24 protein-coding genes and 1 riboswitch are annotated in these 26,958 nt (G+C 63.7%); of the genes, 12 read left to right on the top strand and 12 right to left on the bottom strand.

Annotation, left to right across the window (positions count from 1 at the left end; all coding sequences use genetic code 11):
• Positions 1 to 15 precede the first annotated feature (15 nt).
• Together HH213_RS19185 and HH213_RS19180 are read left to right on the top strand one after the other, a co-directional pair.
• Positions 16 to 876, top strand: a complete 861-nt coding sequence (locus tag HH213_RS19185; RefSeq protein ID WP_110846830.1) for an efflux RND transporter periplasmic adaptor subunit — start codon at positions 16 to 18, stop codon at positions 874 to 876.
• On the top strand, positions 869 to 1,768 hold the full coding sequence (locus HH213_RS19180) for a LysR family transcriptional regulator (RefSeq protein ID WP_110846831.1): 900 nt from the start codon (positions 869 to 871) through the stop codon (positions 1,766 to 1,768). Before HH213_RS19185 ends, HH213_RS19180 begins: the two co-directional genes overlap by 8 nt.
• On the opposite strand, the gene HH213_RS19175 is transcribed toward HH213_RS19180, so the two are convergent.
• The 5 genes from HH213_RS19175 to HH213_RS19155 form a co-directional block, all read right to left on the bottom strand.
• The gene (locus HH213_RS19175; RefSeq protein ID WP_169113291.1) at positions 1,728 to 2,210 is read right to left on the bottom strand and encodes an ester cyclase; all 483 of its coding nucleotides are present in this window, start codon (positions 2,208 to 2,210) and stop codon (positions 1,728 to 1,730) included. The two genes, HH213_RS19180 and HH213_RS19175, sit on opposite strands and share 41 nt — an antisense overlap.
• 102 nt (positions 2,211 to 2,312) lie before the next feature.
• The gene (locus HH213_RS19170) at positions 2,313 to 3,059 is read right to left on the bottom strand and encodes an SDR family oxidoreductase (protein WP_169113290.1); all 747 of its coding nucleotides are present in this window, start codon (positions 3,057 to 3,059) and stop codon (positions 2,313 to 2,315) included.
• Positions 3,060 to 3,392: a hypothetical protein gene (locus HH213_RS19165; protein ID WP_110846834.1), complete on the bottom strand. Its 333-nt coding sequence runs from the start codon at positions 3,390 to 3,392 to the stop codon at positions 3,060 to 3,062.
• Positions 3,393 to 3,414: 22 nt separating this feature from the next.
• Entirely contained in the window at positions 3,415 to 4,077 is a 663-nt protein-coding gene (locus tag HH213_RS19160) for a thiol:disulfide interchange protein DsbA/DsbL (protein ID WP_169113289.1), read from the bottom strand.
• Between the two features lie 108 nt (positions 4,078 to 4,185).
• Positions 4,186 to 6,156 carry a TonB-dependent receptor gene (locus HH213_RS19155; protein WP_169113288.1) on the bottom strand — a complete coding sequence of 657 codons (1,971 nt, stop codon included), beginning with the start codon at positions 6,154 to 6,156 and terminating at the stop codon, positions 4,186 to 4,188.
• Between the two features lie 69 nt (positions 6,157 to 6,225).
• Positions 6,226 to 6,396, bottom strand: a riboswitch (cobalamin riboswitch).
• A 110-nt stretch (positions 6,397 to 6,506) separates the two neighbouring features.
• On the opposite strand from HH213_RS19155, the gene HH213_RS19150 reads away from it, so the two are divergent.
• Complete coding sequence (locus tag HH213_RS19150) at positions 6,507 to 7,313, top strand: DODA-type extradiol aromatic ring-opening family dioxygenase (RefSeq protein WP_174864420.1); 807 nt, start codon at positions 6,507 to 6,509, stop codon at positions 7,311 to 7,313.
• An 85-nt stretch (positions 7,314 to 7,398) separates the two neighbouring features.
• Here HH213_RS19150 and ylqF read toward each other — a convergent pair whose 3' ends face one another.
• A complete protein-coding gene (ylqF, locus tag HH213_RS19145) occupies positions 7,399 to 8,322 on the bottom strand; it encodes a ribosome biogenesis GTPase YlqF (protein WP_229263064.1) in 924 nt (307 codons plus the stop codon).
• 149 nt (positions 8,323 to 8,471) lie between these two features.
• Here ylqF and HH213_RS19140 point away from each other — a divergent pair, with 149 nt between their 5' ends.
• Together HH213_RS19140 and HH213_RS19135 are read left to right on the top strand one after the other, a co-directional pair.
• On the top strand, positions 8,472 to 10,460 hold the full coding sequence (locus HH213_RS19140) for an OPT family oligopeptide transporter (RefSeq protein ID WP_169113285.1): 1,989 nt from the start codon (positions 8,472 to 8,474) through the stop codon (positions 10,458 to 10,460).
• Between the two features lie 101 nt (positions 10,461 to 10,561).
• The gene (locus HH213_RS19135; protein ID WP_229263063.1) at positions 10,562 to 12,541 is read left to right on the top strand and encodes an alpha/beta hydrolase family protein; all 1,980 of its coding nucleotides are present in this window, start codon (positions 10,562 to 10,564) and stop codon (positions 12,539 to 12,541) included.
• A 16-nt stretch (positions 12,542 to 12,557) separates the two neighbouring features.
• Here the strand turns inward: HH213_RS19135 and HH213_RS19130 are convergent, their stop codons facing one another.
• A complete protein-coding gene (locus HH213_RS19130; protein ID WP_169113283.1) occupies positions 12,558 to 13,484 on the bottom strand; it encodes a histone deacetylase family protein in 927 nt (308 codons plus the stop codon).
• An 83-nt stretch (positions 13,485 to 13,567) separates the two neighbouring features.
• On the opposite strand from HH213_RS19130, the gene HH213_RS19125 reads away from it, so the two are divergent.
• The 5 genes from HH213_RS19125 (at position 13,568) to HH213_RS19105 (ending at position 19,419) form a co-directional block, all read left to right on the top strand.
• Complete coding sequence (locus tag HH213_RS19125; RefSeq protein ID WP_110846842.1) at positions 13,568 to 14,488, top strand: AAA family ATPase; 921 nt, start codon at positions 13,568 to 13,570, stop codon at positions 14,486 to 14,488.
• Positions 14,489 to 15,484, top strand: a complete 996-nt coding sequence (locus tag HH213_RS19120; RefSeq protein WP_169113282.1) for a DUF58 domain-containing protein — start codon at positions 14,489 to 14,491, stop codon at positions 15,482 to 15,484.
• Positions 15,481 to 17,490 carry a transglutaminase TgpA family protein gene (locus HH213_RS19115; RefSeq protein WP_169113281.1) on the top strand — a complete coding sequence of 670 codons (2,010 nt, stop codon included), beginning with the start codon at positions 15,481 to 15,483 and terminating at the stop codon, positions 17,488 to 17,490. The genes HH213_RS19120 and HH213_RS19115 overlap by 4 nt, the downstream gene beginning before the upstream one ends.
• The gene (mltB, locus tag HH213_RS19110; protein WP_169113280.1) at positions 17,481 to 18,653 is read left to right on the top strand and encodes a lytic murein transglycosylase B; all 1,173 of its coding nucleotides are present in this window, start codon (positions 17,481 to 17,483) and stop codon (positions 18,651 to 18,653) included. The genes HH213_RS19115 and mltB overlap by 10 nt, the downstream gene beginning before the upstream one ends.
• A gap of 421 nt (positions 18,654 to 19,074) precedes the next feature.
• A complete protein-coding gene (locus HH213_RS19105) occupies positions 19,075 to 19,419 on the top strand; it encodes a hypothetical protein (RefSeq protein WP_110846846.1) in 345 nt (114 codons plus the stop codon).
• A gap of 86 nt (positions 19,420 to 19,505) precedes the next feature.
• On the opposite strand, the gene cysM is transcribed toward HH213_RS19105, so the two are convergent.
• Positions 19,506 to 20,408: a cysteine synthase CysM gene (cysM, locus tag HH213_RS19100; protein WP_169113279.1), complete on the bottom strand. Its 903-nt coding sequence runs from the start codon at positions 20,406 to 20,408 to the stop codon at positions 19,506 to 19,508.
• A 149-nt stretch (positions 20,409 to 20,557) separates the two neighbouring features.
• Between cysM and HH213_RS19095 the strand changes: the two genes are divergently transcribed.
• Positions 20,558 to 22,327, top strand: a complete 1,770-nt coding sequence (locus HH213_RS19095; RefSeq protein ID WP_169113278.1) for an FAD-dependent oxidoreductase — start codon at positions 20,558 to 20,560, stop codon at positions 22,325 to 22,327.
• Positions 22,328 to 22,333: 6 nt separating this feature from the next.
• Entirely contained in the window at positions 22,334 to 22,927 is a 594-nt protein-coding gene (locus HH213_RS19090; protein ID WP_174864419.1) for a nucleotidyltransferase family protein, read from the top strand.
• Here the strand turns inward: HH213_RS19090 and HH213_RS19085 are convergent, their stop codons facing one another.
• From HH213_RS19085 to HH213_RS19070, 4 genes are read right to left on the bottom strand one after another with little or no spacing between them, the layout of a single operon-like run.
• Positions 22,928 to 24,280, bottom strand: a complete 1,353-nt coding sequence (locus HH213_RS19085) for a hypothetical protein (RefSeq protein ID WP_169113277.1) — start codon at positions 24,278 to 24,280, stop codon at positions 22,928 to 22,930.
• A 16-nt stretch (positions 24,281 to 24,296) separates the two neighbouring features.
• The gene (locus HH213_RS19080; protein WP_169113276.1) at positions 24,297 to 25,220 is read right to left on the bottom strand and encodes a polysaccharide deacetylase family protein; all 924 of its coding nucleotides are present in this window, start codon (positions 25,218 to 25,220) and stop codon (positions 24,297 to 24,299) included.
• Entirely contained in the window at positions 25,217 to 26,527 is a 1,311-nt protein-coding gene (locus HH213_RS19075; RefSeq protein ID WP_169113275.1) for an MBL fold metallo-hydrolase, read from the bottom strand. Before HH213_RS19075 ends, HH213_RS19080 begins: the two co-directional genes overlap by 4 nt.
• Before the next feature lie 55 nt (positions 26,528 to 26,582).
• Positions 26,583 to 26,903: a ComEA family DNA-binding protein gene (locus tag HH213_RS19070; RefSeq protein ID WP_169113274.1), complete on the bottom strand. Its 321-nt coding sequence runs from the start codon at positions 26,901 to 26,903 to the stop codon at positions 26,583 to 26,585.
• Positions 26,904 to 26,958: the final 55 nt, after the last annotated feature.

The raw sequence follows: 26,958 nt of genomic DNA, 5'->3' as shown, positions 1-26,958 counted from the left end.
CCGTGAGAGCCTTCTGTGAGCGCATCTAAAATTTTCCGTTTTTGTCTGACCATGCTGTTGCTGGGCGCCGCGCTGTTTGCTGGCCGCACCGCCTGGGACCATTACATGGAATCGGCCTGGACCCGCGACGGCCGCGTCAAGGCCGACGTCATCACCATCAGCGCCGATGTTTCCGGCATCGTCACCGAGGTGCTGGTACACGACAATCAGCTAGTGCAAAAAGGCGATGTACTGTTCGTGATCGACAAGGCGCGCTATGAAAACGCGCTGCTGCAGTCGAAGGCGCTGCTGGCGTCGCAGCAAGTGGAAAAAGGCCGCCGCACCAACGAGGCTAAACGCCGCGCGGACCTCGACAGCTCGATCGTCTCGGCCGAAAGCAAGGAGACCGCGCAGGCGGCAGTCGGCACCGCGTCGGCGCAATACCAGGCCGCCGTTTCCGCGCGCGACCTGGCGCAGCTAAATGTGGAACGCACCGTGGTGCGGGCGCCGGTCACCGGCTACGTCACCAACCTGAATGTGTATGCGGGCGACTTCGCCGCCGTCGGCGCCGCCAAGCTGGCGCTGATCAACGCGTCGTCGTTCTACGTGGTAGGCTATTTCGAAGAGACCAAACTGCCGCTGCTGAAAGTGAACGACAAAGTGGAAATGCATATGATGAGCGGCCAGGCCGTGCTGCAAGGCCATATCGAAAGCATCGCGCGCGGCATTACCGACCGCGATGCGAACCTGGGCCGCGAACTGCTGGCCGATGTGAACCCGACCTTCAACTGGGTGCGGCTGGCACAGCGCGTGCCGGTGCGCATCCACATCGACGCCAAGCCGAAAGACCTCGACCTGGTGGCCGGCACCACCTGCACGGTGGTGATCCATGGATAGCCACCTGATACGCCTGTTCCTCGACGCCGCGCAGCTGGGCAGCTTTTCCGCTGCGGGCCGCAAGCAAGGCATGTCGCCGGCGGCGGCCAGCGCCAGCATCCAGCGCCTGGAAGCGTCGTTGCAGGTCAAGCTGTTCGAGCGCACCACGCGCCAGCTGCGGCTGACCGAGGAAGGCATTTTGTATCGCCACTTCAGCGAACAGGCGATGGCATTGATGGCGGAGGCGGAATCGAGCCTGCACTCGGGCACCGCCAGCGTGCGTGGCATGGTGAAAATTTCGGCGCCATCGGATCTGGGCCGCAATGTGCTGATGCCAATGCTGGACGCTTTCCGCGCGCAGTATCCGGAAGTGCAGTACGCGCTGACGCTGAGCGACAACACCTCGAACATGGTGCAGGACGATATCGACCTGGCGCTGCGCTACGGCCAACTGGCCGACAGCGAAATGGTGGCGCGCGTGCTGGCGCCAAGCCGGCGCGTGGTGTGCGCGGCGCCGTCGTTGATCGCACAAACCGGCGGCCCGGTCCTGCCGGAAGACTTGGCCGACCTGCCGACGCTGGTGCTGGTGACCGCGCTCGGCCCGATGCAGGACTGGCGCTATTGCAGCAACGACGACGCCGACGAGCGCCTGTCGGTACGCGTGCGCCGCACGCAGCAGAGCAACGACGGTGAGATTATCCGCAAGTGGGCGATTGCGGGTCAGGGCTACGCCTACAAATCGATCCTGGATATTTCCGACGACCTGCGCTGCGGACGGCTGGCGACGGTGCTGGACGAATATTTCACCGACAGCGCGCCGCTGAATATCCTCTACCACCGCAACCGCTATCAACCGCCGCGCATCGCCCTGCTCATTGCGTTTTTGATGCAGCGCTTTGCGGATCTGGCATGATGCCCATCTGCTGCAACAGCGTCAGGTTGTCTTCCAGATGCCAGTTCTCGGCGATGCGGCCATCCACCACGTGATACAGGTCGAAGGCCTGGAAGTCGATCGCCTGGCCCTTGCCTTGCACCTCGCCGAACTTGCCGGTGAAATGGCCGGTGAAGTGCAGCCGCACTGACACGAGGTCGCCATTCGGCACGACATGGGTAGCTTCCGCTTTCAGGTCCGGCACGGCGGCGCGAAATCCTTTTGAAGCTTGTAGCGGACCGTTGACGCCCTGCTCCCGGCCGGCCGGCAGCGTGCGGTCGATAAAGTCGGAGGACAGCGCTTGCCGCGCCAGCGCTGGGTCGCCGGTATTCCAGAAAGCCGCGTAGGTACGGGCGGCGTCGGTCACGGGGTCGGCGTGGGCCGCGCCAGCTGCCAGCAGGCTGGCAAAGATCAGAGCTTTCATGGTGCTTCCTTTCGTAGAGGGGATGCACCATTCTGCACGCGCACGCGCGGCCGGGGAATGCGGCCAGCGCTTGAAGCACTTTCAAGCTGTGATTGAAGATCGCTAGCGCGCGCCGGCCGCGTCGACGATGGCGCCGCTGACGTAGGAGGACTGTTCGCTGAGCAGCCACAGGATGGTTTCGGCGATTTCTTCCGGCTGGCCGCCGCGTCCCAGCGGCACGCTGGAGGCCAGCTTGTCGACGCGGTCCGCATCGCCGCCGCTGGCGTGGATCTCGGTGTAGATAATCCCCGGCCGCACGCAGTTGACGCGGATGCCTTCCGGGCCGACTTCCTTGGACAAGCCGAGCGTCAGCACATCCACCGCGCCTTTGGACGCGGCGTAGTCGACGTACACATTGCCACCGCCATGGCGCGACGCGCCGGACGAGACGTTGACGATGCCGCCGCCCTGTCCGCCGCGCGCGGTGGACATGCGCCGCACCGCCTCGCGGCTGCACAGGAAGTAGCTCAGGACATTGGTATTCAAAACGCGCTGCAGGCGCTCGGCCGACATATCGGCCAGCTTGCCCTGCTGTTCCAGCACGCCGGCGTTGTTGACCAGCGCCGTCAGCGGACCCAGTTGCGTGTCAGTGGTGGCGAACAGCCGCAGCACATCGGCCTCGATACCGACATCGGCCTGCACCGCGATGGCCTCGCCGCCCTCCGCCACGATCTGCGCGCGCAGGCGCTCGGCGGCATCAGCGTTGCTGACGTAGTTGATGCATACCGCATAACCGCGCCGGCTGGCCAACAGTGCGGTCGCGGCGCCGATGCCACGGCTGCTGCCGGTCACCAGGAGCACCGGCTTCATTTACTTCTCAGGGCTGAGGTGGGACATCGCATACGTCAGATGTTCCCACCAGTGATCGCGCGACTGCACGCTGCGCAGGCACTTTTTATCCAGCTCGGTCTTGAAGATCGGGTCGCGGCACTGCTTGGTGATCAGCGCATTGCGCTGGTTCTCGGCGTTCACCAGGGCCACGCCCATCCACAGGATCACGCCCAGGAACACAATCACCAGACTCCACGCCACGTGGTTGATGTAGGACCATTCAAACAAGGTCTCCAGCGCGGGCGAAGATTCCTTGTAAATCTTCATGACCTGCTGCTCGGCCTCTTCACGATCGTTGCGTGGAAATTTCATTGCCCTACCCGTCCTTCCTTGATTACTTTTTGCCGGCGCGTTCCTGCAGCGACTTCGCCACCAGGCTATCCATCACCGCAAACATCGCCGTATGTGCGGCCGCCGCCGAGGTCAGGCCATGGCCTGCCACGGCTGGCGAGGTGGTGTAACGGCCGTCGATGACCACTGCCGGCACACTATCGAGTTTATACTGATTTGCCACTTGCTGGCCGCGTTTCAGTTTCGTCTGCACGCCGAAGGAGTTGAAGGTCTCCAGGTACTTGGCCTTGTCCACGCCGTTCTTGACCACGAAGTCCAGCAAAGCCTGATCGGTGTTGAGGCGGTTGTGGTCGACGTGGATGGCGCGCAGGATTTTCTCATGCATGCCGTTGCCCAGCAGGTTCATCGACTCCAGCGTGTAGAACGCCTTGGCCTGCGGATCGTCGCCCATGTGCATGCGGCGGAACACGATCTTGTCGCTGTTCTTCTTGACCCACGCTGCCAGGTCCGGGTCCAGCGCGTTGCAGTGCGGGCAGTGGTACATGAAGAACTCCAGCACTTCAACTTTCTTGCCGGTGTCCGGCGCCGGGCCGTTGACCGAGTTGTAATCCAGGCCATCCTTGAAGTCGGCGGCGGATGCGCCGGCGGCAGCGGCCATAAAGGCGACGGTGGCAATCAGTGGACGCAGCAAATTGAGCAGACGCATAACTATCCTTCAAGTGTGAAATAAGTGGCAAACGCGGGGAGATTACCACTTTTCCAAGGCTTTGGCCGGGGTATTAAGCCAGCCTTAAGCCCTGCTTAGAACCGGGTTTTAAAACTCATAGCGGGCCGACAGTTTCAACTGGCGGCCATCGGCTGGATAAATCCCGCCCTTGCAGCTGAACGCCTGCGAGAAGTAATGCTTGTCCGCCAGGTTCTGGCCCGACACCGCCCACTCCCACTGGCCGAACTTGCGCGCATAGCGGGCGTCCAGCGTGGTGAACGACGGCATCTCGCCCGAGCAGCTGTTGTCGAAGTCCGAACCGTAGCGCTGCTTGTCCACCCACTGCGCGCCGACATCGGCGGTCTGGCCGCTGCCTGGGGTCCAGCTCAGGCGCGCGGTCAGCACGTTCTTCGGTACCAGCACCATTTCGCGGCCGTTGTTGGCGCCTTCGCGGAACTTGGCCTGCACGTGCTGATAGTGGCCATTGACGGTCCAGGCGGCGGCGATGCGCTGCTCAGCATCCAGCTCGAAGCCCTGGCGACGGGTCGGATCCAGGTTGGTGTTGGCGCCAAAGCCGTTCAATGTCGGATCGTAGAAGATCTCGTTGGTCAGGTTGTTGCGGAACACGCGCGCAGTGACTTTCTGCGTGGCGTTGGCGTAGCTGGCGCCGACTTCCGCATCATGCGACTGTTGCGCCGCCAGCGGCTTGTTGAACACCGGCGTGTAGGCATTTTCGTCCGAGTTGGCGACGCGGTAGCTCTGTCCCAGTTTGCCGTACACGGTCAGGTTCGATACCGGCATGTAGCTGGCTTGCAGCTCCCACGCGTTCAGGCCCTGCACCACGTTGTAGCCGGCGAAGGCCAGCGGGTCGACGAAGTCCTTGTCGAAGATTTCGCGGCGCACACCGGCCGAGATGCGACCTTCGTGTACTGGATCGAAGCGCAGTTCGTCGCGCAGGTAGATCGCCTTGGATTTCTGGTTGGCGTCAGCGGCCGAGTAGCCGGACTCCGTGGTGCGTTCCCATTTGATGAAATCGACGCCGGCCACCAGTTCATTGACCATGCCGTTGATCGCACCCAGCTTGCGCACGCGCGGCGAGAATTGCAGCTGCTTGCTGTCGTAGGTGGTGGTCGACGGGAAGCCGCCGAATACATAGGTCGATTCCACGGTCTTCTTGCGGTACGACAGATCGGCGGCGACATCATGGCCGAACAGGCGGTATTGGCCGGACACGGTCAGGCGGTCGCTGTCGAGCGAGCCGTTGTCGTCCGGGGTGTTGGTCTGACGCGGATTGGTCTTAAATTGCGCTTCGGTCAGCGAACCGGCAAAGCGCATGTCCTGGCGCGCGCCTTCGTAGCGGAAACCGATGCGGTCGAATTCATTGGCGTACCACTGCGCGCCGCCGCTAAAGTTGGTCTGCTTGAATTCATTGTTGTCGCGGTAGTTGTCGCTGCGCTGGTGGTCCAGTGTAGCGTCGGCGGCGAAGCCGTTCCAGGCCTGGGCGGCGGAGATGCGCGCCTCGCCCGCGTGGAACTGGCCGCCTTCGAGGAACACGCTGCCACGGCTGCTGTACTGGCCCGGACGCTTGGTGACGATGTTGATCACGCCGGCCGTGGCGCCGTCGCCGTACAACACGCTGGCGCCGCCGCGCAGGATTTCGATGCGCTCCACGGTGTCGATCGGGATGGTCGACAGAATGGCGTTGCTCAATTCATTTTCCGACAGGCGCACGCCGTCCACCACGATCACCATGTTCTGGCTGCTGTTGGTGCCGAAGCCGCGCAGATCGAGGCCGTAATCCGGGCTGCCGTCCAGGCTCTGGCGGCCGTACACGCCGCCGATCTTGCGGATCGCCGCGTTGACGTCGCTGGAGCCGGCGCGGCGGATCTCGTCGGCGCTGATGATGGTGGCGCCGATCGGCGCCAGCGACGGTTCGGCGTCGAAACGGGCGCCGGTGACGACAACCGACGTCAGGCCGGCGCCGGCGCCGGCATCGTCAGCCTGGGCGGCGAAGGGTACGGCGAAGCACAGGGAAACAGCGGCGGCCAGCAGGCGCGGGCGAAGTACGGAGGCGTTCATGGTTTATCATTTTCAAAAGAGACATCCGCCTGCGTCCCCGCAAGCTGGAAGTGTACGGAAGCCGCGCTGCGACCTCCCCCTGATCTGGCCGATATCCGGGCTGGCACGGCGATGACGCCGGCGTTACCGTTGCGGGGGCAGCACACCTTGGCCGGCGCTCGAAGGGCGACAGCGGCTTTGTGTTTCCCGTTTAACCTCACCTGCTTGCGCAAGGCGGGCACCAGAAGCCGGCATTATACGCCTGACAAGGCGCGCCATCGATCATTCAGGATTTCGATACGATCCATCTATATTTACCCCATTGATACGGGAGGCCGCCGTACTTATAGTGAAGGATGAAAGGAACTCCTATGACACTCCCTACTTATTTCCTGTCCCACGGCGGCGGCCCATGGCCCTTCATGATGGACCAGGTTGGCCATCTTTACGCCAAACTGGATGAGTCGCTGCGCGATATTCCGCGCCAGATCGGCGTCACGCCGAAAGCGCTGCTGGTGATTACCGCGCACTGGGAGGGCCGCGATTTCATGCTGTCGTCCTCGCCCAAGCCGCCGATGATTTACGACTACGGCGGTTTTCCGCCGCATACCTATGAAGTGCAGTACGCCGCGCCGGGATCGCCGGAGCTGGCGGCGCAGGTCAAGGAGCTGCTCGAAGCGGGCGGCCACACGGCGGTGCTGGATGACCAGCGTGGTTTCGACCACGGCACCTTCAGCGCGCTGTATCCGATTTATCCGAACGCCGATGTGCCGGTGGTGCAGCTGTCGCTGCGCTATGGCCTCGATCCGAAGGAGCATCTGGAGATCGGCCGCTTGCTGGCGCCGTTGCGCGACCAGGGTGTGCTGATTATCGGCAGCGGGCTGAGTTTTCACAATCTGCGCGCGTTCAATGCGGCCGGGGCGTCCGCTTCGCACGCGTTTGACGCGTGGCTACAGCAGACCATGGCGCTGCCGCCGCAGGAGCGGGCGGCGCAGTTGATGCAGTGGGAACAAGCGCCGGCTGCGCGCATGGCGCATCCGCGTGAAGAGCATCTGCTACCGTTGATGGTGGTGCTGGGCGCGGCGGAGCAGGAAGCCGCCGCCATGCCGTATCACGAGGATGCGTTTATGGGCGGCCTGGCCGTGAGCAGTTTCCGCTTCGGCCAGGCTGCGGCGTAAATTTCTGCACCGCACCCCGAACCGACGCGGGGTCTGACCCCGTACGGGGTCAGACCCCTGCTCTGCCCTGCGGGTTGGGTGCTAATTACGTACCGCGCTTGCCGTTGGCGGCGGCTTTGGCTTTTTCGGCGGCGATGGCGGCTTTTTCGGCGGCCTTCGCTGCCATTTCAGCGTCGTGCTGCTCCAGCCGCACGCGGCGCGTCTCCGGCGTCTCCAGCGAGATGCGGCCCAGGATGCCGCTGCGGTAGTCGCCCAGGAAGGTGTGCGACGCCTTCTCGTAATCCAGGTCGCCGCCCTTCTGCCGGAAGCCGCGCTTCATGCCGACGCCTTCCACCACGCCGATCGCGTCAAACGTTTCGATGTCTTTAAAGCCATAGCGCGCCACCAGCAGTTCCGGATAGTGCAGCAGCAGCTCGCCGGCCAGGAACTCCGCCACTTCTTCTTCAATCAGCGCATTCGAGCCGATCGCGTGGCTGGCTGCCAGCATCAGGCCATCGCTTGGCAGCGCGATCTTCGGCCACAGCATGCCGGGCGTATCGACCAGCACCGTGTTCTTGTCCAGGTACAGCTTCTGCTGCTGCTTGGTCACGGCCGGCTCGTCGCCCACCTTGGCCACGCGTTTTTTCAGCAGCGCGTTCATCAACGTCGACTTGCCGACGTTGGGGATCCCCATGATCATGATGCGCAGCGGCTTGGTCGGCACGCCGCGATGCGGCGCCAGCTGCTTGGCCAAGTCCGGAATGCGCGCCACGTCGGCCGGCTTCTTGGTGGTCATCGCATACGCGGTCACGCCTTCCTGGGCGTTGTAGTACGCCACCCAGGCCGCCGTGGCGGCCGGATCGGCGAGGTCGATCTTGTTGAGGATCTTCAGGCACGGACGCTGGCGGAACTTGCGCAGCTCCTCCACCATCGGATTGGTGCTGGCTTCGGGCAGGCGCGCGTCGACCACTTCGATCACCAGATCGGTGTTTTCCATCTGTTCCGCCGCCTTCTTTTTGGCGGCGTTCATATGCCCTGGGTACCATTGTATCGACATGCTCTGACCTTCAAAAACGTTCTGACAACCTGCTATTTTACCTGCTAACCAGCCCGGTATTCGTTTATCATGGGGCGCCTTACTTTCAAAATTATACAAACAACAACTCCGGAGTGCTGAAGATGAGCATAGCTGCACCGTCCAACCCGAAGGAAATCACCCTTCGCGGCATTATTCTGGGCATTCTGATTACGCTGGTATTTACCGCAGCCCAGGTCTACCTGGGTCTGAAGGTCGGCCTGACCTTCGCCACCTCGATCCCGGCCGCCGTGATCTCGATGGCCCTGCTGAGCGCATTCAAGGATGCCACCATCCAGGAAAACAACATCGTGCAGACCATCGCCTCGGCCGCCGGCACGCTGGCGTCGGTGATTTTCGTGCTGCCCGGCCTGTTGATGATCGGCTGGTGGGCTCACGTGCCGTTCTGGCCGACCTTTGGCGCCTGCGCCATCGGCGGCGTGCTGGGCGTGATGTACACGGTGCCGCTGCGCCGCGCGCTGGTGTCGCAATCGAACCTGCCGTATCCGGAAGGCGTGGCCGCCGCCGAGGTGCTGAAAGTCGGCATGGCCTCGCGTGCCGGCGCCGCTGAAGGCAAAGCTGGCCTGCGCGCCGTGATCTGGGGCGCGCTGACGTCGGCGCTGTTTGCCGCCGGCGCCGCCGCCAAGTTGCTGGCGGCCGAAGTGTCGATCTACTTCCGCACCGGCGCCGGCGCCACCGGCATCGGTGCATCGAGTTCGCTGGCGCTGATCGGCGCCGGCCACCTGATGGGCATCACGGTCGGTGTCGCCATGGGCGTCGGCACCATCATCGCCTGGGGCGTGCTAGTGCCGCTGATGACATCTCTGACGCCGGCCGCCGCTGGCGTTGATGCCGCCGGCCACGCGCTGGGCGTGTGGTCCAAGGAAGTGCGCATGATCGGCGCCGGCGTGATCGGCATTGCCGCCATCATCACACTGGCCGGCCTGGCCAAGCCTATCCTGGGCGGCCTGAAATCGGCCATGGACACCGCACGCAAAGCCAAGCTCGAAGGCGCCGTGCTGGACCGCACTGAAATGGATATGCCGATCTTCGTCGTCGGCCTGGTGACGCTGATCGCGCTGGTGCCGGCTGGCTGGCTGCTGGCCAGCTTCCTGCAAGGCGGCCCGCTGATGTCGCTGGCCGTGCCGCTGGTGGCGGTGGGCGTCGGTTATATCCTGATCGCCGGTATCTTCGCCGCCGCTGTCTGCGGCTATATGGCGGGCTTGATCGGCTCGTCGAATTCGCCGGTGTCCGGCATCGCCATCCTGACCATTCTCGGCGCCGCGCTGAGCGTGGGCTTCGTCGGCCGCAGCGTGATGGGGCCGGAAGTGGCGCAGGCGCTGATCGCCTTCGCGCTGTTCGTCACCACCGTGGTGCTTGCAGTGGCCGTGATCGGTAACGACAACCTGCAGGATCTGAAGACCGGCCAGCTGGTCAACGCTACCCCATGGAAGCAACAGGTCGGCCTGCTGATCGGCGTTGCCGCCGGTTCGTGCGTGGTGCCACCGGTGCTAGAGCTGCTGAACCACGCCAACGGTTTCGTCGGCGCGCCGAATCTGGATGCGATCTCCAACGAGCCGCTGGCCGCGCCACAGGCGCTGCTGATTTCGACGTTGGCCAAGGGCGTCATCGGCGGCAACCTGGACTGGAAACTGCTGGGCTACGGCGTGCTGATCGGCCTGGCGCTGGTGCTGATTAACTTCGTGCTGAAAAAATCCAGCAACGACAAGTACAGCCTGCCGCCGCTGGGCGTGGGCCTGGCGATCTACCTGCCGAGCGCAGTGATCACCCCGGTGGTGATCGGCGCCGTCGCCGGCTGGGTATTCGACCGCGCGGTAGAGAAGCGCGCCGGCGGCGAGTCGGCCAAGCGCATCGGCGTGCTGGTGATGTCCGGCTTCATCGTTGGCGAGAGCTTGTTCAACGTTGCGCTGGCCGGCCTCATCGTCCTGTCCGGCAAAGGCGAGCCGCTGGCCGTCGCCAACAGCATGAGCGAAGGTACGACCATGACCATCGCGCTGGTGGTCGGCACCGCCATCGTCTGGAGCCTGTACCGCTGGTCGGCCAAGAACGGCCAGGCAGTGCATCAGCAATAAGCCGTTTTACCGGCAGCAAAAAGTCGTTGCCAATAGATAAGTTGCCATTTATGATTGCATAATTACCAATCATAAATGGCCTTATCGTGATCCACCGCTGTGTGACCTCCCTCTTGCTGCTGGCCAGTGCCTTGCTCGCCGGCCCAGCGCTCGCCGCCCCCAGTGCCGAGAATTTTTTCCAGGCGCCGAAAGCCAACCACGTCGAACTATCGCCGAAAGGTGGCTACGTCACCATGGTGACCACCCTGCCCGGCGGCGCCAGCGTGCTGACCGTGCACGAAACGGCCGACGCGGCCAAGTACAAACACATCATCCGCACCTCCAACGAGGAAGTGATCATCGCGGTCCACTGGATCAATGAGAACCGCGTCGGCTTCACCATCAAGAACCGCCGCATCGAATTCAACGGCAACCTCGACGAAATGGCGGCTGACCGCGACGGCAGCAACCTGGCGCATCTGATCACCGGCAACCTGCAGCACCAGCAGGAGGCGACCGGCAGCTTCATCGCCAGCAAGCTGCTGACTTCCGATTACGCCTTCTTCGACGTCATGCACGACGGCTCGGATGACATCCTGCTGAAGAAATACTTCTGGAATAACATCGACCCCTCGCCCGACCACGCGCGCCTGTACCGCCTGAACACCCGCACGCGCCAGCTGCGCGGCCTGGAAGGCACGCAGCCGACCTCGGCATTGACGTGGCTGGCCGACAATCGCGGCGTGCCGCGCGTGGCGGTCTCGCAGCGCAAGGGCCGTTGCACCACCTCCTACCGCTCCGACCTCGGCGGCGAATGGCGCGAACTGAACAACGACGACTGCATCGTCGGCAAAGGTTTTTCGCCCGAATTCTTCGACGGTGACGACACGCTGTACGTCCAAGCCAACCACAAGGGCTACGGCGCGCTGTTCCGCTACGACCTGAAGGCGATGAAGATCGACGCCGAGCCGATCGTCTCGGTGCCCGGCTTCGACTACTGCGGCGAAGCGGTGATCGACTACGCCAGCCGCCGCCTGGTCGGCCTGCACCTGTACACCGACGCCGGCACCACCTACTGGATGCATCCGGCGCTGAAGGCCGAACAGGCCAAGATCGACGGTATGCTGACCACCACCAACAACAGCGTGTTCTGCGCCGACGAATGCCTGACGGCGCCGGTGCTGCTGGTGGTGGCCACTTCCGACCGCCAGCCCCCGCAATACATCATCTACCACCGCGACAGCGGCAAGATGGATGGCCTGGGCTACGCCCATCCCGACATCAAGGCCGCCGAGATGGGCCTGCGCGATCTCCACCGCTTTGCGGCGCGCGACGGCCGCAGCATCCCGGCCTACGTGACGCTGCCGCCCGGCAAAGCCAGCGGCCCGCGTCCGACCGTGGTGCTGGTGCATGGCGGTCCGGCCGTGCGCGGCGCGTATTGGGATTGGGACAGCGAGGCGCAGTTCCTGGCCTCGCGCGGCTATGTGGTGATCCAGCCGGAATTCCGCGGCGGCACCGGCTTCGGCGCCGACCACTTCAACGCCGGCCTGAAGCAATGGGGCATGGCCATGCAAACCGATCTGGTGGACGCCGCGCAGTGGGCCGTCAAACAGGGCTGGGCTGATCCGAAGCGCATCGGCATCATGGGCGCCAGCTATGGCAGCTATGCCACGCTGATGGGGCTGATCCAGAATCCGGAAGTGTTCCGCTGCGGCGTGGAATGGGCCGGCGTCACCGACATCGACCTGTTGTTCAGCACCACCTATTCGGACGCATCGCAGGAGAACCTGAAGTACGGCATGCGCACGCTGATCGGCGATCCCGACAACGCCACCGACGCCGCCCGTTTCCGCCAGTATTCGCCGCTGCTGCGCGCCGCTGAACTGAAACAGCCGCTGCTGATGGCGCACGGCCTGGAAGACAGGCGTGTGCCGATCGTGCACGCCACCCGCTTCTACGACGCGGTCAAGCGCAGTAATCCGAACGTCGAGCTGATCACCTATCCCAACGAAGGCCATGGCTGGAGCAAGGAAGAGACCCGTATCGCCTTCTGGCAGCGGGTGGAAGCCTTCCTCGACAAGAACCTGAAGCAGGCGCCCTGACGGTGCCGGCGCTGGCTTAAATCTCGGCCAGCGCCTTCAGATGGGCGACCACGCTGCGGCCTAGCGCCGACAGGTTGTAGCCGCCTTCCAGACAGCTGACGATGCGGCCCTTGGCGTACAGCCTGGCCACCTCCATCATCTGCTCGGTAATCCATGCGTAATCCGCCTCCACCAGCCCCATGCCGCCGATGTCGTCCTCGCGGTGGGCGTCGAAGCCGGCCGAGATGAAGATCATCTCCGGCTGGAAAGTATGCAGCGCCGGCAGCCATTTTTCCGTCACGATCTGGCGCACCACGTCGCCCTTGGTGTGGGCCGGCACCGGCACGTTGACCTGGTGGTCGGTGATCGGCTGCGGATCGCAGTACGGATACAACGGGTGCTGGAAGAAGCTAACCATCAGCGCGCGCGGCTCGTTCTTGAAAGCTTCTTCGGTGCCGTTGCCGTGGTGGACGTCGAAATCGACGATGGCCACCCGCTGCAGGCCGCGCACATCCAGCGCGTGCTTGGCGGCGATGGCGACGTTGTTGAACAGGCAGAAACCCATCGGTTCGACCGGCCGCGCGTGGTGACCGGGTGGACGCACCGAGCAAAACGCGTTGTCGATTTCACCGTCGATAACCGCGTTGGTGGCCGCCACCGCCGCCCCGGCCGCGCGCTGGGCGGCGCGCCAGCTCCAGGCGTTGAGCGAGGTGTCGCCGTCGATCGGATAGGTGTCGCCTTCGGCCGGCACGTTGTCGCGCACGATGGCGATGGCGTTGGCGCTGTGGTTGCGCGCCAGGTCGGCCGGATCGACCAGCGGCGCTTCGCGGTGATCCAGCAGGTCGCTGATGTGCGAGCCAATCAACTGGTCGGCGATGGCTTGCAAACGTGCCGGCGATTCGGGATGCCAGTCGCCCATGTCGTGGCGCTGGCAGTCGGGATGGGTGTAGATGGCTGTGCTCATGTGACTTGGTGTCTCGTTTTTTTGCTGCGACAAGCGGTTTCTCGCATAGAATCGCTTCTAGGCGCTAATCTACCATACATATCATGACCACAAAATTGCATGCGGTAGCCCGCCAAGTGGGCAGCATCATCGTCGGCAAGGATTTGCAGATCCGCCAGGCCTTGGCCTGCCTGCTGGCCGGCGGCCATTTGCTGGTCGAGGATGTGCCTGGTGTCGGCAAGACCACGCTGGCGCACGCGCTGGCCATTTCGCTGGGGCTGCGCTTCAACCGCATCCAGTTCACCAGCGATTTGCTGCCGGCCGATGTCAACGGCATTTCGATTTTCGAGCGTGAGCGCAATGGCTTTGTGTTTCATCCGGGGCCGATCTTCACGCAGGTTCTGCTGGCCGACGAAATCAACCGCGCCACGCCCAAGACCCAATCGGGCTTGCTGGAGGCGATGGAGGAACGGCAGGTCAGCGCCGACGGCGTCACGCGCGCGCTGCCGGAACCGTTCTTCGTCATCGCCACCCAGAATCCGGCCCACCAGGTCGGCACCTTCCCGCTGCCCGAGTCGCAGCTCGACCGTTTTTTGATGTGTCTTTCATTAGGCTATCCGGACGCCGCCGCCGAGCGCGCGCTGCTGATGGGCGAAGACCGGCGCGCGCTATTGAAAACCCTGCCGGCGGCGATGACGGCGGATGAACTGATGCAGGCGCAGCAAGCGCTGCGCCAGATTCACGCGTCGGCTTCGCTGATCGATTATGTGCAGGCGCTGGCGGCGGCCTCGCGCCAGAACGGCATGTTCGCGGAGGGACTGAGTCCGCGCGCGGCGATTGCGCTGTTACAGGCGGCGCGCGCGTGGGCGGCGCTGGAAGGCCGCGACCATGTGCTGCCGGAGGATGTGCAGGCGGTATTGGTGCCGGTGTGTGCGCACCGTCTGCGGCCGTTGAAATCGGCGCACGGCGTGGCCCTGGCCAGCCGCGACCTGGTGCTGCAACTGCAAGCGTCGGTGCCGGTGTAAATGGCCGGCGTGCTGCACGCGCTGTACAAAAAAGGCCGCGACCAGTGGCTGTTCCAGTTGCGCGACAGTGAACCGGGCACGGTGACGCTCACCATGCGCCGCGTGTTCATCGTGCCGACCCGCGCCGGCATGATGTTTGCCGTGCTGCTGCTGGTGATGCTGGTCGGCGCGCTGAATTACAACCTGGGCCTGGGCTTTGCGCTGACGTTCTTCGCCGGCGCCTGCGCGGTGGCCGATATGGTGCTCACCGCCCGCAACCTGGCGCTGCTGCAATTGGCGCCGGGCCGCGCGCCGCCGGTGTTTGCCGGCGAAGAGGCGCAGTTCGACCTGTATCTGCGCAACCGCAGCCGGCGCGATCGTTATGCGGTGTGGCTGGGCTTTCAGGCTGACGGCGAACCGCGCCAGGCGGTCGATGTGGTGGCGGGTGGCGACAGCGCGGTGAGTCTGTCGGCGCCGGCGCGGCAACGCGGCTGGCTGGTCGCGCCGCGCGTGCGGCTGGTGACGCGCTTTCCGCTTGGGTTGTTCAAGGCGTGGAGCTACTGGCAGCCGGACGCGCGGGTGCTGGTGTATCCGGCGCCGGAATGGCCGGCAGTGGCGCTGCCGTCGTCGGGAGCGGCCAGCGAGGATGGACATGGTACGGTGGGGCTGGATAATTTTGCCGGCATCCGGCCGTATCAGGCCGGCGATCCGATGCGGCATCTGGCGTGGCGGCAGATTGCGCGCCACGATCCGGCGCTGGGCGGACAACTGGTGACCAAGCATTTCGAAGGCGGCGCGGTGGCAGAACTGGCGCTCGATTTTGCCGCGCTGCCGTTGCAGATGGATCTGGAGCAGAAACTGTCGCGCATGACCGGCTGGGTAATGGAGGCCGAGCAGCGCGCGCTGCCCTACCGCTTCCGCCTTGCCCAGCACGACTACGGCCCGGCGCACGGCGAAGCCCATCGCGCCGCCTGCCTGCAGGCGCTGGCGCTATTCGGCCTGGATGGCCAGCGATGAGCAGCGCGCGGCTGGCGTTGCGGCTGACGCGCGACAAGTCGGACACGCTGCTGTTACTGGCCGCCTCGCTGATGGTGCTGGCACCGCATTTCGCCCATCTGCCGCTGTGGATCAGCGCCCTCGCCTGCGCCACGCTGCTGTGGCGCGCGGCCATCACCTGGCTGGGCAAGCGCATGCCGCCGACCTGGCTGCTGGTGCCGATCGCGGTGGCGGCCATGGCCGGCGTCTACCGCAGCTATCACACGCTGCTGGGCCGCGAGGTCGGCGTCGCCATGCTGGTGCTACTGTTGGCCTTCAAGCTGCTGGAGATGCACGCCAGACGCGACCTCTTCGTGGTCACCTTCCTCAGTTTCTTCGTCCTGCTGACCAATTTCCTCTACTCGCAGTCGATGCCGACCGCGCTGTGGACGGTGCTGACGCTGCTGGTGCTATTGACCGCGCAACAGTCGTTTCAGTACACCAGCCTGGTGCCGACGCTGGCCCACCGTCTGCGCATCACGCTCAAGGTCGGCGCGCTGGCCGCGCCGCTGGCGCTGCTGTTGTTTGTCGCCTTCCCGCGCATTCAGGGGCCGCTGTGGGGACTGCCAGGCGACGCCAACAGCGCGCGCTCGGGCCTGAACGACAGCATGGCACCGGGCACGCTGTCGTCGCTGGCGCAGTCGGACGACATCGCGTTCCGCGTGCGCTTTGCCGGCGCGGTGCCGGCACAGCAGCAGCTGTACTGGCGCAGCATCGTGCTGGGAGATTACGATGGCCGCACCTGGACCCGCGTGCCGCGCAAACGCGGCCTACAGCGGCTGGAAGTGGCGATCCACGCGCGCGGCGCACCGGTGCGCTACGAAACCACCATGGAGCCCAGCAACACGCGCTGGCTGGCGCTGCTGGAACTGGCCGCGCCGGATCTCAGCGTGCCCGGCTTCCGCCTGCGCGACAGCGACGAGATGGAGCAATTCACCACCGAGCCGGTCACCCACCGCGTGCGCTACGACGCGGCGGCCTATCTCGACTACACGCTGCAGGCCGGAGAAAGCCCGCAGCGCATGATGCACTGGCTGGAACTGCCGGCCGGTTTCAACCCGCGCACGCTGGCGCTGGCGCAGCGACTGCGCGCCGCCACCCCCGCCGACGCGCCGGTCCAGCAACTCAGCAATGCCGTGCTGACCCGCTTCCGCACGCAAGACTATCGCTACACGCTGGAACCGCCACTCACCGGCGCCAACGCGGTCGATGACTTCCTGTTCACTACCCGCGCCGGCTTTTGCGAACACTACGCCGGCGCCTACGTGGTGCTGATGCGCGCCATGGGCGTGCCGGCGCGGGTGGTCACCGGCTACCAGGGCGGCGAACGCAATCCGGTCGACGGCTACCTGACCGTGCGCCAGTCCGACGCCCACGCCTGGGCCGAGATCTGGAGCCAGCAAGGCGGCTGGCAGCGCGTCGACCCCACCGCCGCCGTCGCCCCCGAACGGGTCGAACGCAACCTGGCGCGCGCCTTGCCGCGTCCCGCCCCGTTCGGCCTGGCGCCGTTGCTGGACCTGCAAAACAATCCCGATTCGTGGCTGGCGCAACTCAGATTCGCCTATGCCGCACTGAATAATTCTTGGAATCAATGGGTACTGGATTACAATCCCGATAGGCAGCGGAGTTTCCTTGAGGAACTAAGCAGCATGTTCGGCCACTGGCGCACGGCACTCGGTGCGGTGCTGGTGGCGGTCTTGCTGGCCGTGCTGCGCTGGCAGCGCGCGCGCCGCCCGGTCGATGCGCTGGAGGCGCTGTACGCGGCCTTCTGCCGGCAGCAGCTACGCCACGGCTACGGCCGGGCGCCGTCCGAAGGCCCGCGCAGCTATGCGGCGCGGCTGCGGACCATGCCCGCCAGCACGGAAAAACACGCTGCCATGGAGCAGTTTTTGCACCTGTACGGTATGCTGAAGTATGGCGCCGGCGGGACCGAATCACGTTCGGCGTCGCTGGCGACGCTGACAACCTTGCTACCCTTATGCCGATGAAGACCTTGATCACCGCCCTGCTGCTGAGCGCAGCCACCCTTGCCGCCAGCCACGCCGCTCCGGTGGACCAGTACGGCTACAAGCTGCCGCCCAGCATGCAGTCCAAGAAGAAAGCCAAGAAAGCGCCCGTCAAGAAAGCTGTGCCGGCAATCGATTACACCGGCGAATTCGTCAACTTCGGCGACTGGAAAGAAGTGCGCGCCTTCCTCGACGACATCGCCACCCGCGACGGCTTCGACCGTGCCGAGCTGACCACGCTGATCAATCAAGTCCGCTATGTGGACGCCGCCGTGCAGCTGGTCAAGCCGGCGCCGCCCGGCAAACCGAAGAACTGGCAAGCCTACAGCAAGCTGATGATCGATCCGGTGCGCACCGACGCCGGCATCAAGTTCTGGAACGACAATGCCGAGGCGCTGAATCGCGCCGAATCGCTGTACGGCGTGCCGGCCGAAATCATCGTCGGTATCATCGGCGTGGAAACCGTGTATGGCCGCAACACCGGCCGCTTCCGCGTGCTGGACGCCATCACCACACTGGCGTTCTCGTATCCAGAAGCGCCGCAGCGCCGTGAGCGGATGGAATTCTTCCGCGGCGAACTGGAAGCCACGCTGCTGTTCGCGCGCCAGAGCGGCACCGATCCGCTGTCGCTGAAAGGCTCGTTTGCTGGCGCGCTGGGCATGCCGCAATTCATGCCGAGCAGCCTGATGAAATATGCGGTGGACTTCGACGGCAACGGCACCATCGATCTGCTGAACTCCCCGAGCGACGCGATCGGCAGCGTGGCGGCCTTCCTGGCCGCGCACGGCTGGCAGCGCGAGCTGGCCGGGCCGCCGGTGTATGCGGCCACCGTGTCGCCCAACCGCGCTTGGGACAGCCTGCTGAACCAGGGGTTGACGGCCAAGTACCGCAACGGCGAACTGAACGCGGCCGGCGTCACCACCGCCACGCCGGCGCCGGATCAATTGTATGGTCTGGTGGACTTGCAGAATGGCGCCGAGCCGACCGAATACTGGCTGGCCAACGCCAACTTCTTTGCCATCACGCAGTACAACCGCAGCTACTTCTACGCGATGTCGGTGGTGGAGTTGGGACGGACGGTACGGCTGGAGCGTAGCGGCGCCGCAGGCACACCTTTGACGTCAACAAGCGCTTCAGGAATGTAAGCAAGCGTAAATCGACTTGTACCGTGCGGTCATGCGCGGTATTGTTTTGTTGACACTTGGCAATAGTTTGTTCAAACTCGCGATATTCGCAGTGTTCAGTGAGCTGCTTTACAACGCAATTGTTATACAATTAACTTTAATCGATAAACAAAGCGTGCACGACTGAGCTTATCACACAAGTCGGTGTATAATTCTCACACAATGTTGCAGACCGACAACAATACCTTGCGGGAAGAGCTTTTTTGTATTGCTGCTGAGTATTAGATTGCGGAGTGTTGTACAATTGTGTATATATTATGAAACTTGTTATCCTGAAATCCGTGTCCGTGTGTGAATTCTCCCTTGGTAAGGATGGACATTGACGCAGCAAAGCTCCGAGTGTTGTACTTTGCAGGACAACTTTACAGAAGGAAAAGACGACATGACAAACCAAGTCGGCATAGACATGAACAACGATGCGGATGGCGATGATCTGCTGCAATACAATCCCAACCGCCTGCTCGATACGTTGATCGAGAACCTGCGCCTGAAAAACGACGCAGCGCTGTCGCGCGCGCTGGAAGTCGCACCGCCTGTGATCAGCAAAATCCGTCACCACCGCTTGCCGGTCGGTGCGTCGCTGCTGATTCGCATGCACGAAGTAAGCGATCTGAGCATCCGTGACCTGCGTTACTTGATGGGCGACCGCCGCAACAAGTTCCGCATCAGCGACAAGCAATTCAAGCCTAAAGAAGGCGAAACCCCAGGCGGCAGCAACAACGGCTAATCCAGCCCGCGTTACTTAGTCCTGTCAGCACGCCCTCCTTCCCTTTACGCAAGGGACGAGGGCGTTGTTGCGTTGACGCTGGCGTTTTAAGCTGGAAACACACCGGTGGACAGATAGCGGTCGCCGCGGTCGCAGACGATGAACACGATGGTGGCGTTCTCCACCGTCTGCGAGATGCGCAGCGCAATCTCGCAGGCGCCGGCCGCTGAAATACCGCAGAAGATGCCTTCCTCGGCCGCCATGCGGCGCGCCATGCGCTCGGCCGCTGCCTGCGACACGGCTTCCACGCGGTCGACGCGCGAACGGTCGTAGATTTTCGGCAGGTAGGCTTCCGGCCATTTGCGGATGCCGGGAATCGACGAACCCTCTTCCGGCTCGGCGCCGATGATCTGAATCTCCGGATTCTGTTCCTTCAGGTAACGCGAGGTGCCCATGATGGTGCCGGTGGTACCCATGGCGCTGACGAAGTGGGTCACGCGTCCATCGGTATCGCGCCAGATTTCCGGGCCCGTGCCTTCATAGTGCGCGCGGGCGTTGTCCTGGTTGGCGAACTGGTCGAGGATGATGCCTTTGCCATCTTTTTGCAGCTGCTCGGCCATGTCGCGCGCGTATTCCATGCCGCCGGTTTTCGGCGTCAGCATGATTTGCGCGCCGTAGGCGGCCATGCTCTGGCGGCGCTCGACGCTGAGGTTTTCCGGCATCAGCAGCAACATCTTGTAGCCGCGAATGGTGGCCGCCATCGCCAACGCAATGCCGGTGTTGCCGCTGGTGGCTTCGATCAGCGTATCGCCCGGCTTGATGTCGCCGCGTTCTTCGGCCCGCATCAGCATCGACAGCGCAGCGCGGTCCTTGACCGATCCGGCCGGATTGTTGCCTTCCAGCTTGCCGAGGATGATGTTGTTGCGGGCGGCCGCGTCGGCGCCGGGCAGGCGCGTCAGTTGCACCAGCGGCGTGTTACCGATCGTATCTTGCAGGGTCTTGTAAGCCATCGTCTTATTATGTGTAGGTTCGCCAAAACAACCATTTTAGCCGAGTTGCCTTAAAGCGGCCGACTACCCCATAAGACTTTGCACGGAGGGTGCCGCATCGGCTAGACTGGCAACACTTGTGCAACCATCTTCACATCCCCGGATTCACCATGGCTACCTCCCCCTCCGAACTCCTGCCGGAAGAAACTCCGGACGAGCCGACGCCCCGCACCACGCTCGATCTGGAGCAGCGCGCACACCAGATTTTCCCGACGCTGAGTGCGTCCGACATCCGCCACATGCACCGCTTCGGCCATGTGGTGTGCTTCAAGGACCGCGAGACGATTTTCGAAGCCGGCAAGACCAGTTTCGGCCTGATGCTGGTGCTCAAGGGCGGCATCGAAGTCAACCGCTATGACGGCCTCGGCAACACCTCGTATGTGACCACCCACCTGCCCGGCCAGTTCAGCGGCGAAGTGGCGCAGCTGTCGGGCCGGCCGGCGCTGGGCAACGGCCATGCGGTGGGCGACGTCGAAGTGCTGGTGGTGCCGTCGGAGTCGCTGCGCCAGTTGCTGGTGGCGCATGCCGATCTGGGCGAGCGCATCGTGCGGGCGCTGATCCTGCGCCGCGTTGGCCTGATCGAGCAGGCGTCGGGCGGACCGGTCATCGTCGGTCCGCGCGGCCACGGTCGCATTCACACGCTGCAAACTTTCCTGGCGGCCAACGGCCATCCGCATGTGGTGCTCGATCCGGAACACGACCAGCAGGCCGCCGACCTGATGAAGCATTACGAACCGAAGTCGGAAGAGCTGCCGCTGGTGGTGTGCCCGGACGGCGCGGTCAAGAGAAATCCGACCGTGGTCGACATCGGCCGCTGCCTCGGCATGCTGCCGGAACTGGATACCGAAAAGGTGTGGGACGTGATCGTGGTCGGCGCCGGTCCGGCCGGGCTGGCGACTGCCGTGTACGCCGCGTCGGAAGGCCTGTCGGTGCTGGCGCTGGAAACCCGCGCTTACGGCGGCCAGGCCGGCGCCAGTGCGCGCATCGAAAACTACCTCGGCTTCCCGACCGGCGTTTCCGGCCGCGCGCTGGCTGGACGCGCTTACGTACAGGCGCAGAAGTTCGGCGTCGAGATCGCCATTCCGGCGCCGGCCGGACGGCTGGTGTGCGACACCTATCCGCTGCAAGTGGAAATGTGCGGCAGCCTGCAAATGCTCAAGGCCAAGACCGTGGTGCTATCGTGCGGCGCGCGCTACCGCCGGCCGTCGCTGGCCAACCTCAAGCAGTTCGAGGGCAATGGCGTGTACTACTGGGCGTCGCCGGTCGAGGCCAAGCTGTGCAAGACGGAAGAAATCATCCTGGTCGGTGGCGGCAACTCGGCTGGACAGGCGGCGGTGTTCCTGGCGGGCTATGCCAAGAAGGTACACATGCTGATCCGCAAGGACAGCCTGTCGTCCACCATGTCCAGCTACCTGATCGACCGCATCGCCGCCACGCCGAATATCTCGCTGCACACGACGACTGAAATCGTCGCGCTGGAGGGTGACGAAGACGGCCTGAAGCAAGTGCGCACGCGCAATGCGAAGAGCGGGCAAGAATGCGATTACGACGTTTGCCGCGTGTTTTTGTTCATCGGTGCCGATCCGAATACCGGCTGGCTGGGCGATTGTGGCGTGGATGTCGATGCGCATGGTTTTATTCGCACCGGCTTCGACGTCACCAAGTCGCAGTGCAAGGCCAACTTCGCCAACGGCGTCTATCCGCGCGACCTGCCATCGCGCGCCGCGCTGGAGACCAGCGTGCCGGGCGTATTCGCCATCGGCGACGTGCGCGCGTCGTCCACCAAGCGTGTCGCAGCAGCGGTGGGCGAAGGCGCGGCGGTGGTGGCGCAGATCCACCAGTTCCTGGCCAACCTGCCGGCTGACAAGGTAGCGCAGTAACACCGGATGAGCGACCATGACCAAGAACTGGAAGAACGCCTGATCCGATTGGTGCGTTCTTCTTCAACATTGATGGCGCTGCTGGCAGCGGTAAGAAGTCTTCATCTGCAATCCTGGTGTATTGGCGCCGGAGTCGTGAGGGGACTGGTGTGGGACCATCTGCATGGATTCAGCCAACCTTCCCGCTACGATGATGTTGACGTGACGTATTACGACAATACCGCCGACGAAAAGCAAGATGAGAAACTCACCAGGCGACTCCTCGCCATATCCCCCTCCGTTCGCTGGGAGGTGACGAACCAGGCTTTGATCCATCAATGGTTCTTGAAAGCGCACGGCCAAATTGTGCCGCCGCTGCGCTCACTGGAAGATGGGATTGCAACGTGGCCGGAGTACGCCACCTGTGTCGGCGTTAATCTCAACGCGGACGATACCATCGAGGCGATTGCGCCGCATGGCCTCCAGGATTTGTTTGACTTAAAGGTTCGACACAACGCCACGCGAGCAAGTGCCGACGTCTTCATGCAACGTATAACGTCGAAAAGATTAATTGAGCGCTGGCCTATGCTTTCGATCATGGATGCGTCTCAGTGGGCCTGACTAGCGCATTAACTCCTGCCGGAGCAGCGCCAACTGCTTCGGCAGGAGCAATTGGCCGAAGGCCGACATCACCGGCTCCGATAGCAGGAACACGCGCTGCTCGTGGTCTGAATTATTCAGCCACTGCGGGCTGGCGAACCACTTCACAAACGCGCTCTCCAGGCCCAGCCGGCGCGCTTCTTCCACGCCGCGCTGCAAGCAGACGCGCGCGGCGCATTCCAGCCAGTTCCAGCGGTTGGTTTCGGCCAGCTGCATCACCAGCACCACGTCCTCGCTGACGGCAAGTTGCTGGAGAATGGCGGAGAACGGAATGTATGCGCCGTGCCGCAGCACCAGTTGCACGGCAAACTTGCGCACGCGCGGCGACGCATCGTGCATCGCGGTCAGCGCAATCGCATCCTTGTCACGCTCCGCCAGTTTGAACCAGGCCGACAATGCCGTCAGGCGAAGCGCAGGGTACGCGCTATGCACAAACGACTGCACCAGCTCCAGGCTGGCCACGTCGCGCAAGGCGGCAAGCATGATCAGGCTCATTTGCAGACGCTTGACCGTGGCGTCGCCTTGCTCCAGCAAGCCTCGATAGTGCGCAGCCACGTCGAAGCCCTGCGCGACCAGGTAATGCGCTGCGGTGTGGCGGACGGATGACTGCTTGTCCATCAGCGCGGCGATGGCAATTTCGAGGCGATCGTCACCGAGGGTACTCAGCAACGCCCGCATGGCCAACGTCCGGACGGCGCCGAAGTGCGAATGCGACGCGACCCGATACAGCGCTTCCCGCTGCGCCAGCGGCAATCGCCTGCACATGTCCGCACCGTGCAGGGCGAGTACGATGTCGTCGCTTCGGTGCACGATGAGTTCAATCACGGCCGCCGGTTCGAGCAAGGCGTGCTTGTCGAGCAAATGCACTGCGGCACGCGCAGCCTGGAGATCGTTGCCGGTCGCCGCTGCGCGGATGTCGTCGACCGTCACCGACTGCAACAGTATCTGCTCAAATTCTTCCAGCCAGGCGGCATAGTCTCCCCTGCCGCCGCTGTGCAAACGCAGTATCGCAGGAAGCGCCGCCATCAATTGCGGTGCAGGCACAAACGGCAGCAGCGCCACCAAAGCGGTTCGCGCGGCGCTACGCACTTGCGGCACCCAGTCGTTGAGGCGTTCCGCCACCACCGCCAGCAACTCTGGCCGCGCCAACGCCACGCAGCGCGCCAGCACCGCCTCGCGAACATAGCCAGAACCATCACGGGAATATTCGACCAGCAACGGAACCGAGTCCGAACTCGCGATCAGCTGCAACACCTCATTGAGATGCCGCTGGTAAGACGACAGCGCGCCGGTGAGGCTTTTCAATATGCTCATGTGACCATCGCAATGATTAGAGGCCTTGCGCTTTGAGCGCGTCAATTTCGAAATCGCCGTCGTCGACCAGGCGCTCCCAGCCGGGGAATTTGCGCTGGTTTTTGCTGCGGGCGATGGACCACAGCAGGCTTTGGCCGCCGCGCTGCTGTTCCGGAGGCTGCTGGTAGATCGGGTCGGCAAACGCCTCCGCTGGCGTGATGATGGTCCAGCCCATGTCCTTGAATTGCTGGATCGCGTCTTTCAGCCACAGCGCGTTGATCAGGTTGTGGTGCAACAGGAGCACTTGCGGGATGTCGCGCCCGACCAGCTGGCGTGACATGGCGCGGTAGGCATCGGCGCGCTGGCGCAGGTGCGACAGGTAGGCTTGCCGGATCGGCGTCAGGTCGGCTTTGGGGTTGGCGCGCAGTACCTCGTTCAATTTTTCGTCCAGCCGCCAGTCGCTGGTGTCCAGGCTGACGTAGCCGTTGCGGTAGCCGGTCTGCTGGAGGAAGGTGCGCATGCCCTGCAGCTTCTCGGGCGTCTTCCCTTCGCGCAGGAAGGTGAAGCGGAACCATTTCTGATAGCCCGGCAGCGTGGAGGTGATGCGGTCGCAGTCGGTGATCTCCTGCTGGTACTGCGCCAGCGTGACGTCGGTGCTGTTCAGGTCCAGGTGCGTCATGGTGTGGTTGCCGATCGCGTGCCCCGCCCTGCCCCAGGCCTGCGCCAGCGCGTAGCCGGCCGGCTTGTCGGCGCCAAAGCCACAGGTGACGAACAGCGCCGCCGATACCTTGTGCGCCGCAAGCGCATCCAGCAAAGACTGGTTGCGCTGTTGCGGTGACAGCAGCGGCGTCTCTTCCAGCCGAGGGCCGTCGTCGAACGTGAAGGCGACCGATTGCGCGTGCGCGGGCGCCGTGAGCGCGGTGGCGGCATATAACGCCAGCAGGCGAAGCATCTTCTTCATACTGTGATTCCCAAACGCCGCAGCTGCGCGGCTTGATATGCGCCGATGGCGTCGTTGAAGAGGCAGCGGATCAGCGGATCATCGACGATGTCGGCATCTTCCGGTGCGCCGTTGATACGCATGTACATCGATGTCAGCGACTCGCCCAGCGCCAGCCCGGCGTACAGCTTTGCCAGTGGAATTTCGGTGGTCCAAGTCGGCGCCTCTTCGTCGCCAACCAGCGCGATGCTGTCGCCACGCACGCGGTAGCGGAACTGCTCTACGCCGCCCGCGTGATCGTAGACCGCCAGCTGCCAAACGCACGGCGTGGCGAAGTAGCTGTCGTCCGGCAGCTCCATTTCTTCATAGCGTTCTATCAGGTCGGTGCGGCAGAACTCCAACGCCTGCGCGGCCTGCTCCGCCGTCAGCGGCGCGAAGTGGCGCGCGATGTCGGCGGTGGCGGGCGGCACGATGTTTTCGTCGTAATGAAAATCGATGTCCTGATCGCCCACCGGCAGCACCCATGGCAGCGGCGCGGCTGGCGTCAGCCCATCCGCCGTCAGCAGCACCGACACCGAGGGATTCAGCCGCACCACCTGCGCCGACGGCAGCCACTCGCCCACTTCCTGCGCAAAGCGCTGGTAGGTGATCGGGAACATCGCGCGGTTGTACCACGACCAGGGTTCCTGCTGGAACTGGCAGGAACTCGGCACCACGTAGCGCGGCGCCAGCGTTTGCAACTGCTGCGGCCATTCTTCCGGCAGCGCCACCGGCCCGCGTGCAGCGCGCGACGGCGCGATCACGTCGACTTCGCGCATGGTCTGGAACGGCCATAGCACCATGTCCCACGGTGCGTAGGGCTTGAGCTGTTCCAGCGTTTCCGGGTCCATCCAGGCATCGACCACGTTCAGCACATTCAGGCCTTCGGCGCGGATCTGGAACATGGAGTCGACATCGGCGTCCAGCGCGCGGCGTGGGATTACTTCGAAGGCGCCAATGCTGACCGGCGTATCCACCGCCAGCGGCTGCACGTCGGCAAAGCCTAGCGCGCGTATCATCGCGAACAGTTCGTCGAATACGCAGTACAGGTAAATCGGCGTGGCGCGGTCCAGCAGGTCCAGGCTCTCCATCGAGCAGTGGTCGTCGTGGAAGTGGGAGATGAAAACCGCGTCCGGCCGCAGCTGGCGCACCTGCGCCAGGTCGAAGCGCGCGTCCGGAAACGCGTGGCAATTCCGGCTGAACGGATTTTCAAACACCGGATCGAACAGGATCTGCGTGGCGCCGCTTTCAAAGACGTAGCCGGCGTGGAGGATGCGGGAGATTTTCATAGCCCGCATCATCTCATGTGCCGCGCCCGGCGTCATCCGGTGCGCGGCCTGGCTGTTACTTGGTAGACTTGGCGGGGGCGCTGGTGGCGGCCTTGGCCGGGGCGCCGTCCTTCGATTTGCCATTCACCTGCAAGCCAGCTTCCGACAGGCGGATGGCGCTCTTCTCGCCGACGCCTTTGACGCGCTGCTCAAAGTCGGCCCAGTCCTTGAATTCGCCTTTCTTGCGCTCTTCCAGGATGGCCTTGGTCTTGGCCGGTCCCAGACCGCGGATGCTGTCCAGCGCGGCCTCGTCGGCCTTGTTGACGTCGACCTGGGCCCAGGCCAGCGTGATGCTGGCCGCCAGCGCGGCCACCGCCAGTATCAGTTGCTTGATCATGATGTCTCCTTGGTTATCTGCAAGCGCGACCATCGCAGCTTGCACCGACCATAAC

Source organism: Duganella dendranthematis (genome assembly GCF_012849375.1).
GTDB classification, from domain to species: domain Bacteria; phylum Pseudomonadota; class Gammaproteobacteria; order Burkholderiales; family Burkholderiaceae_D; genus Rugamonas; species Rugamonas dendranthematis.
This window is presented reverse-complemented; position numbering and strand designations above follow the sequence as displayed.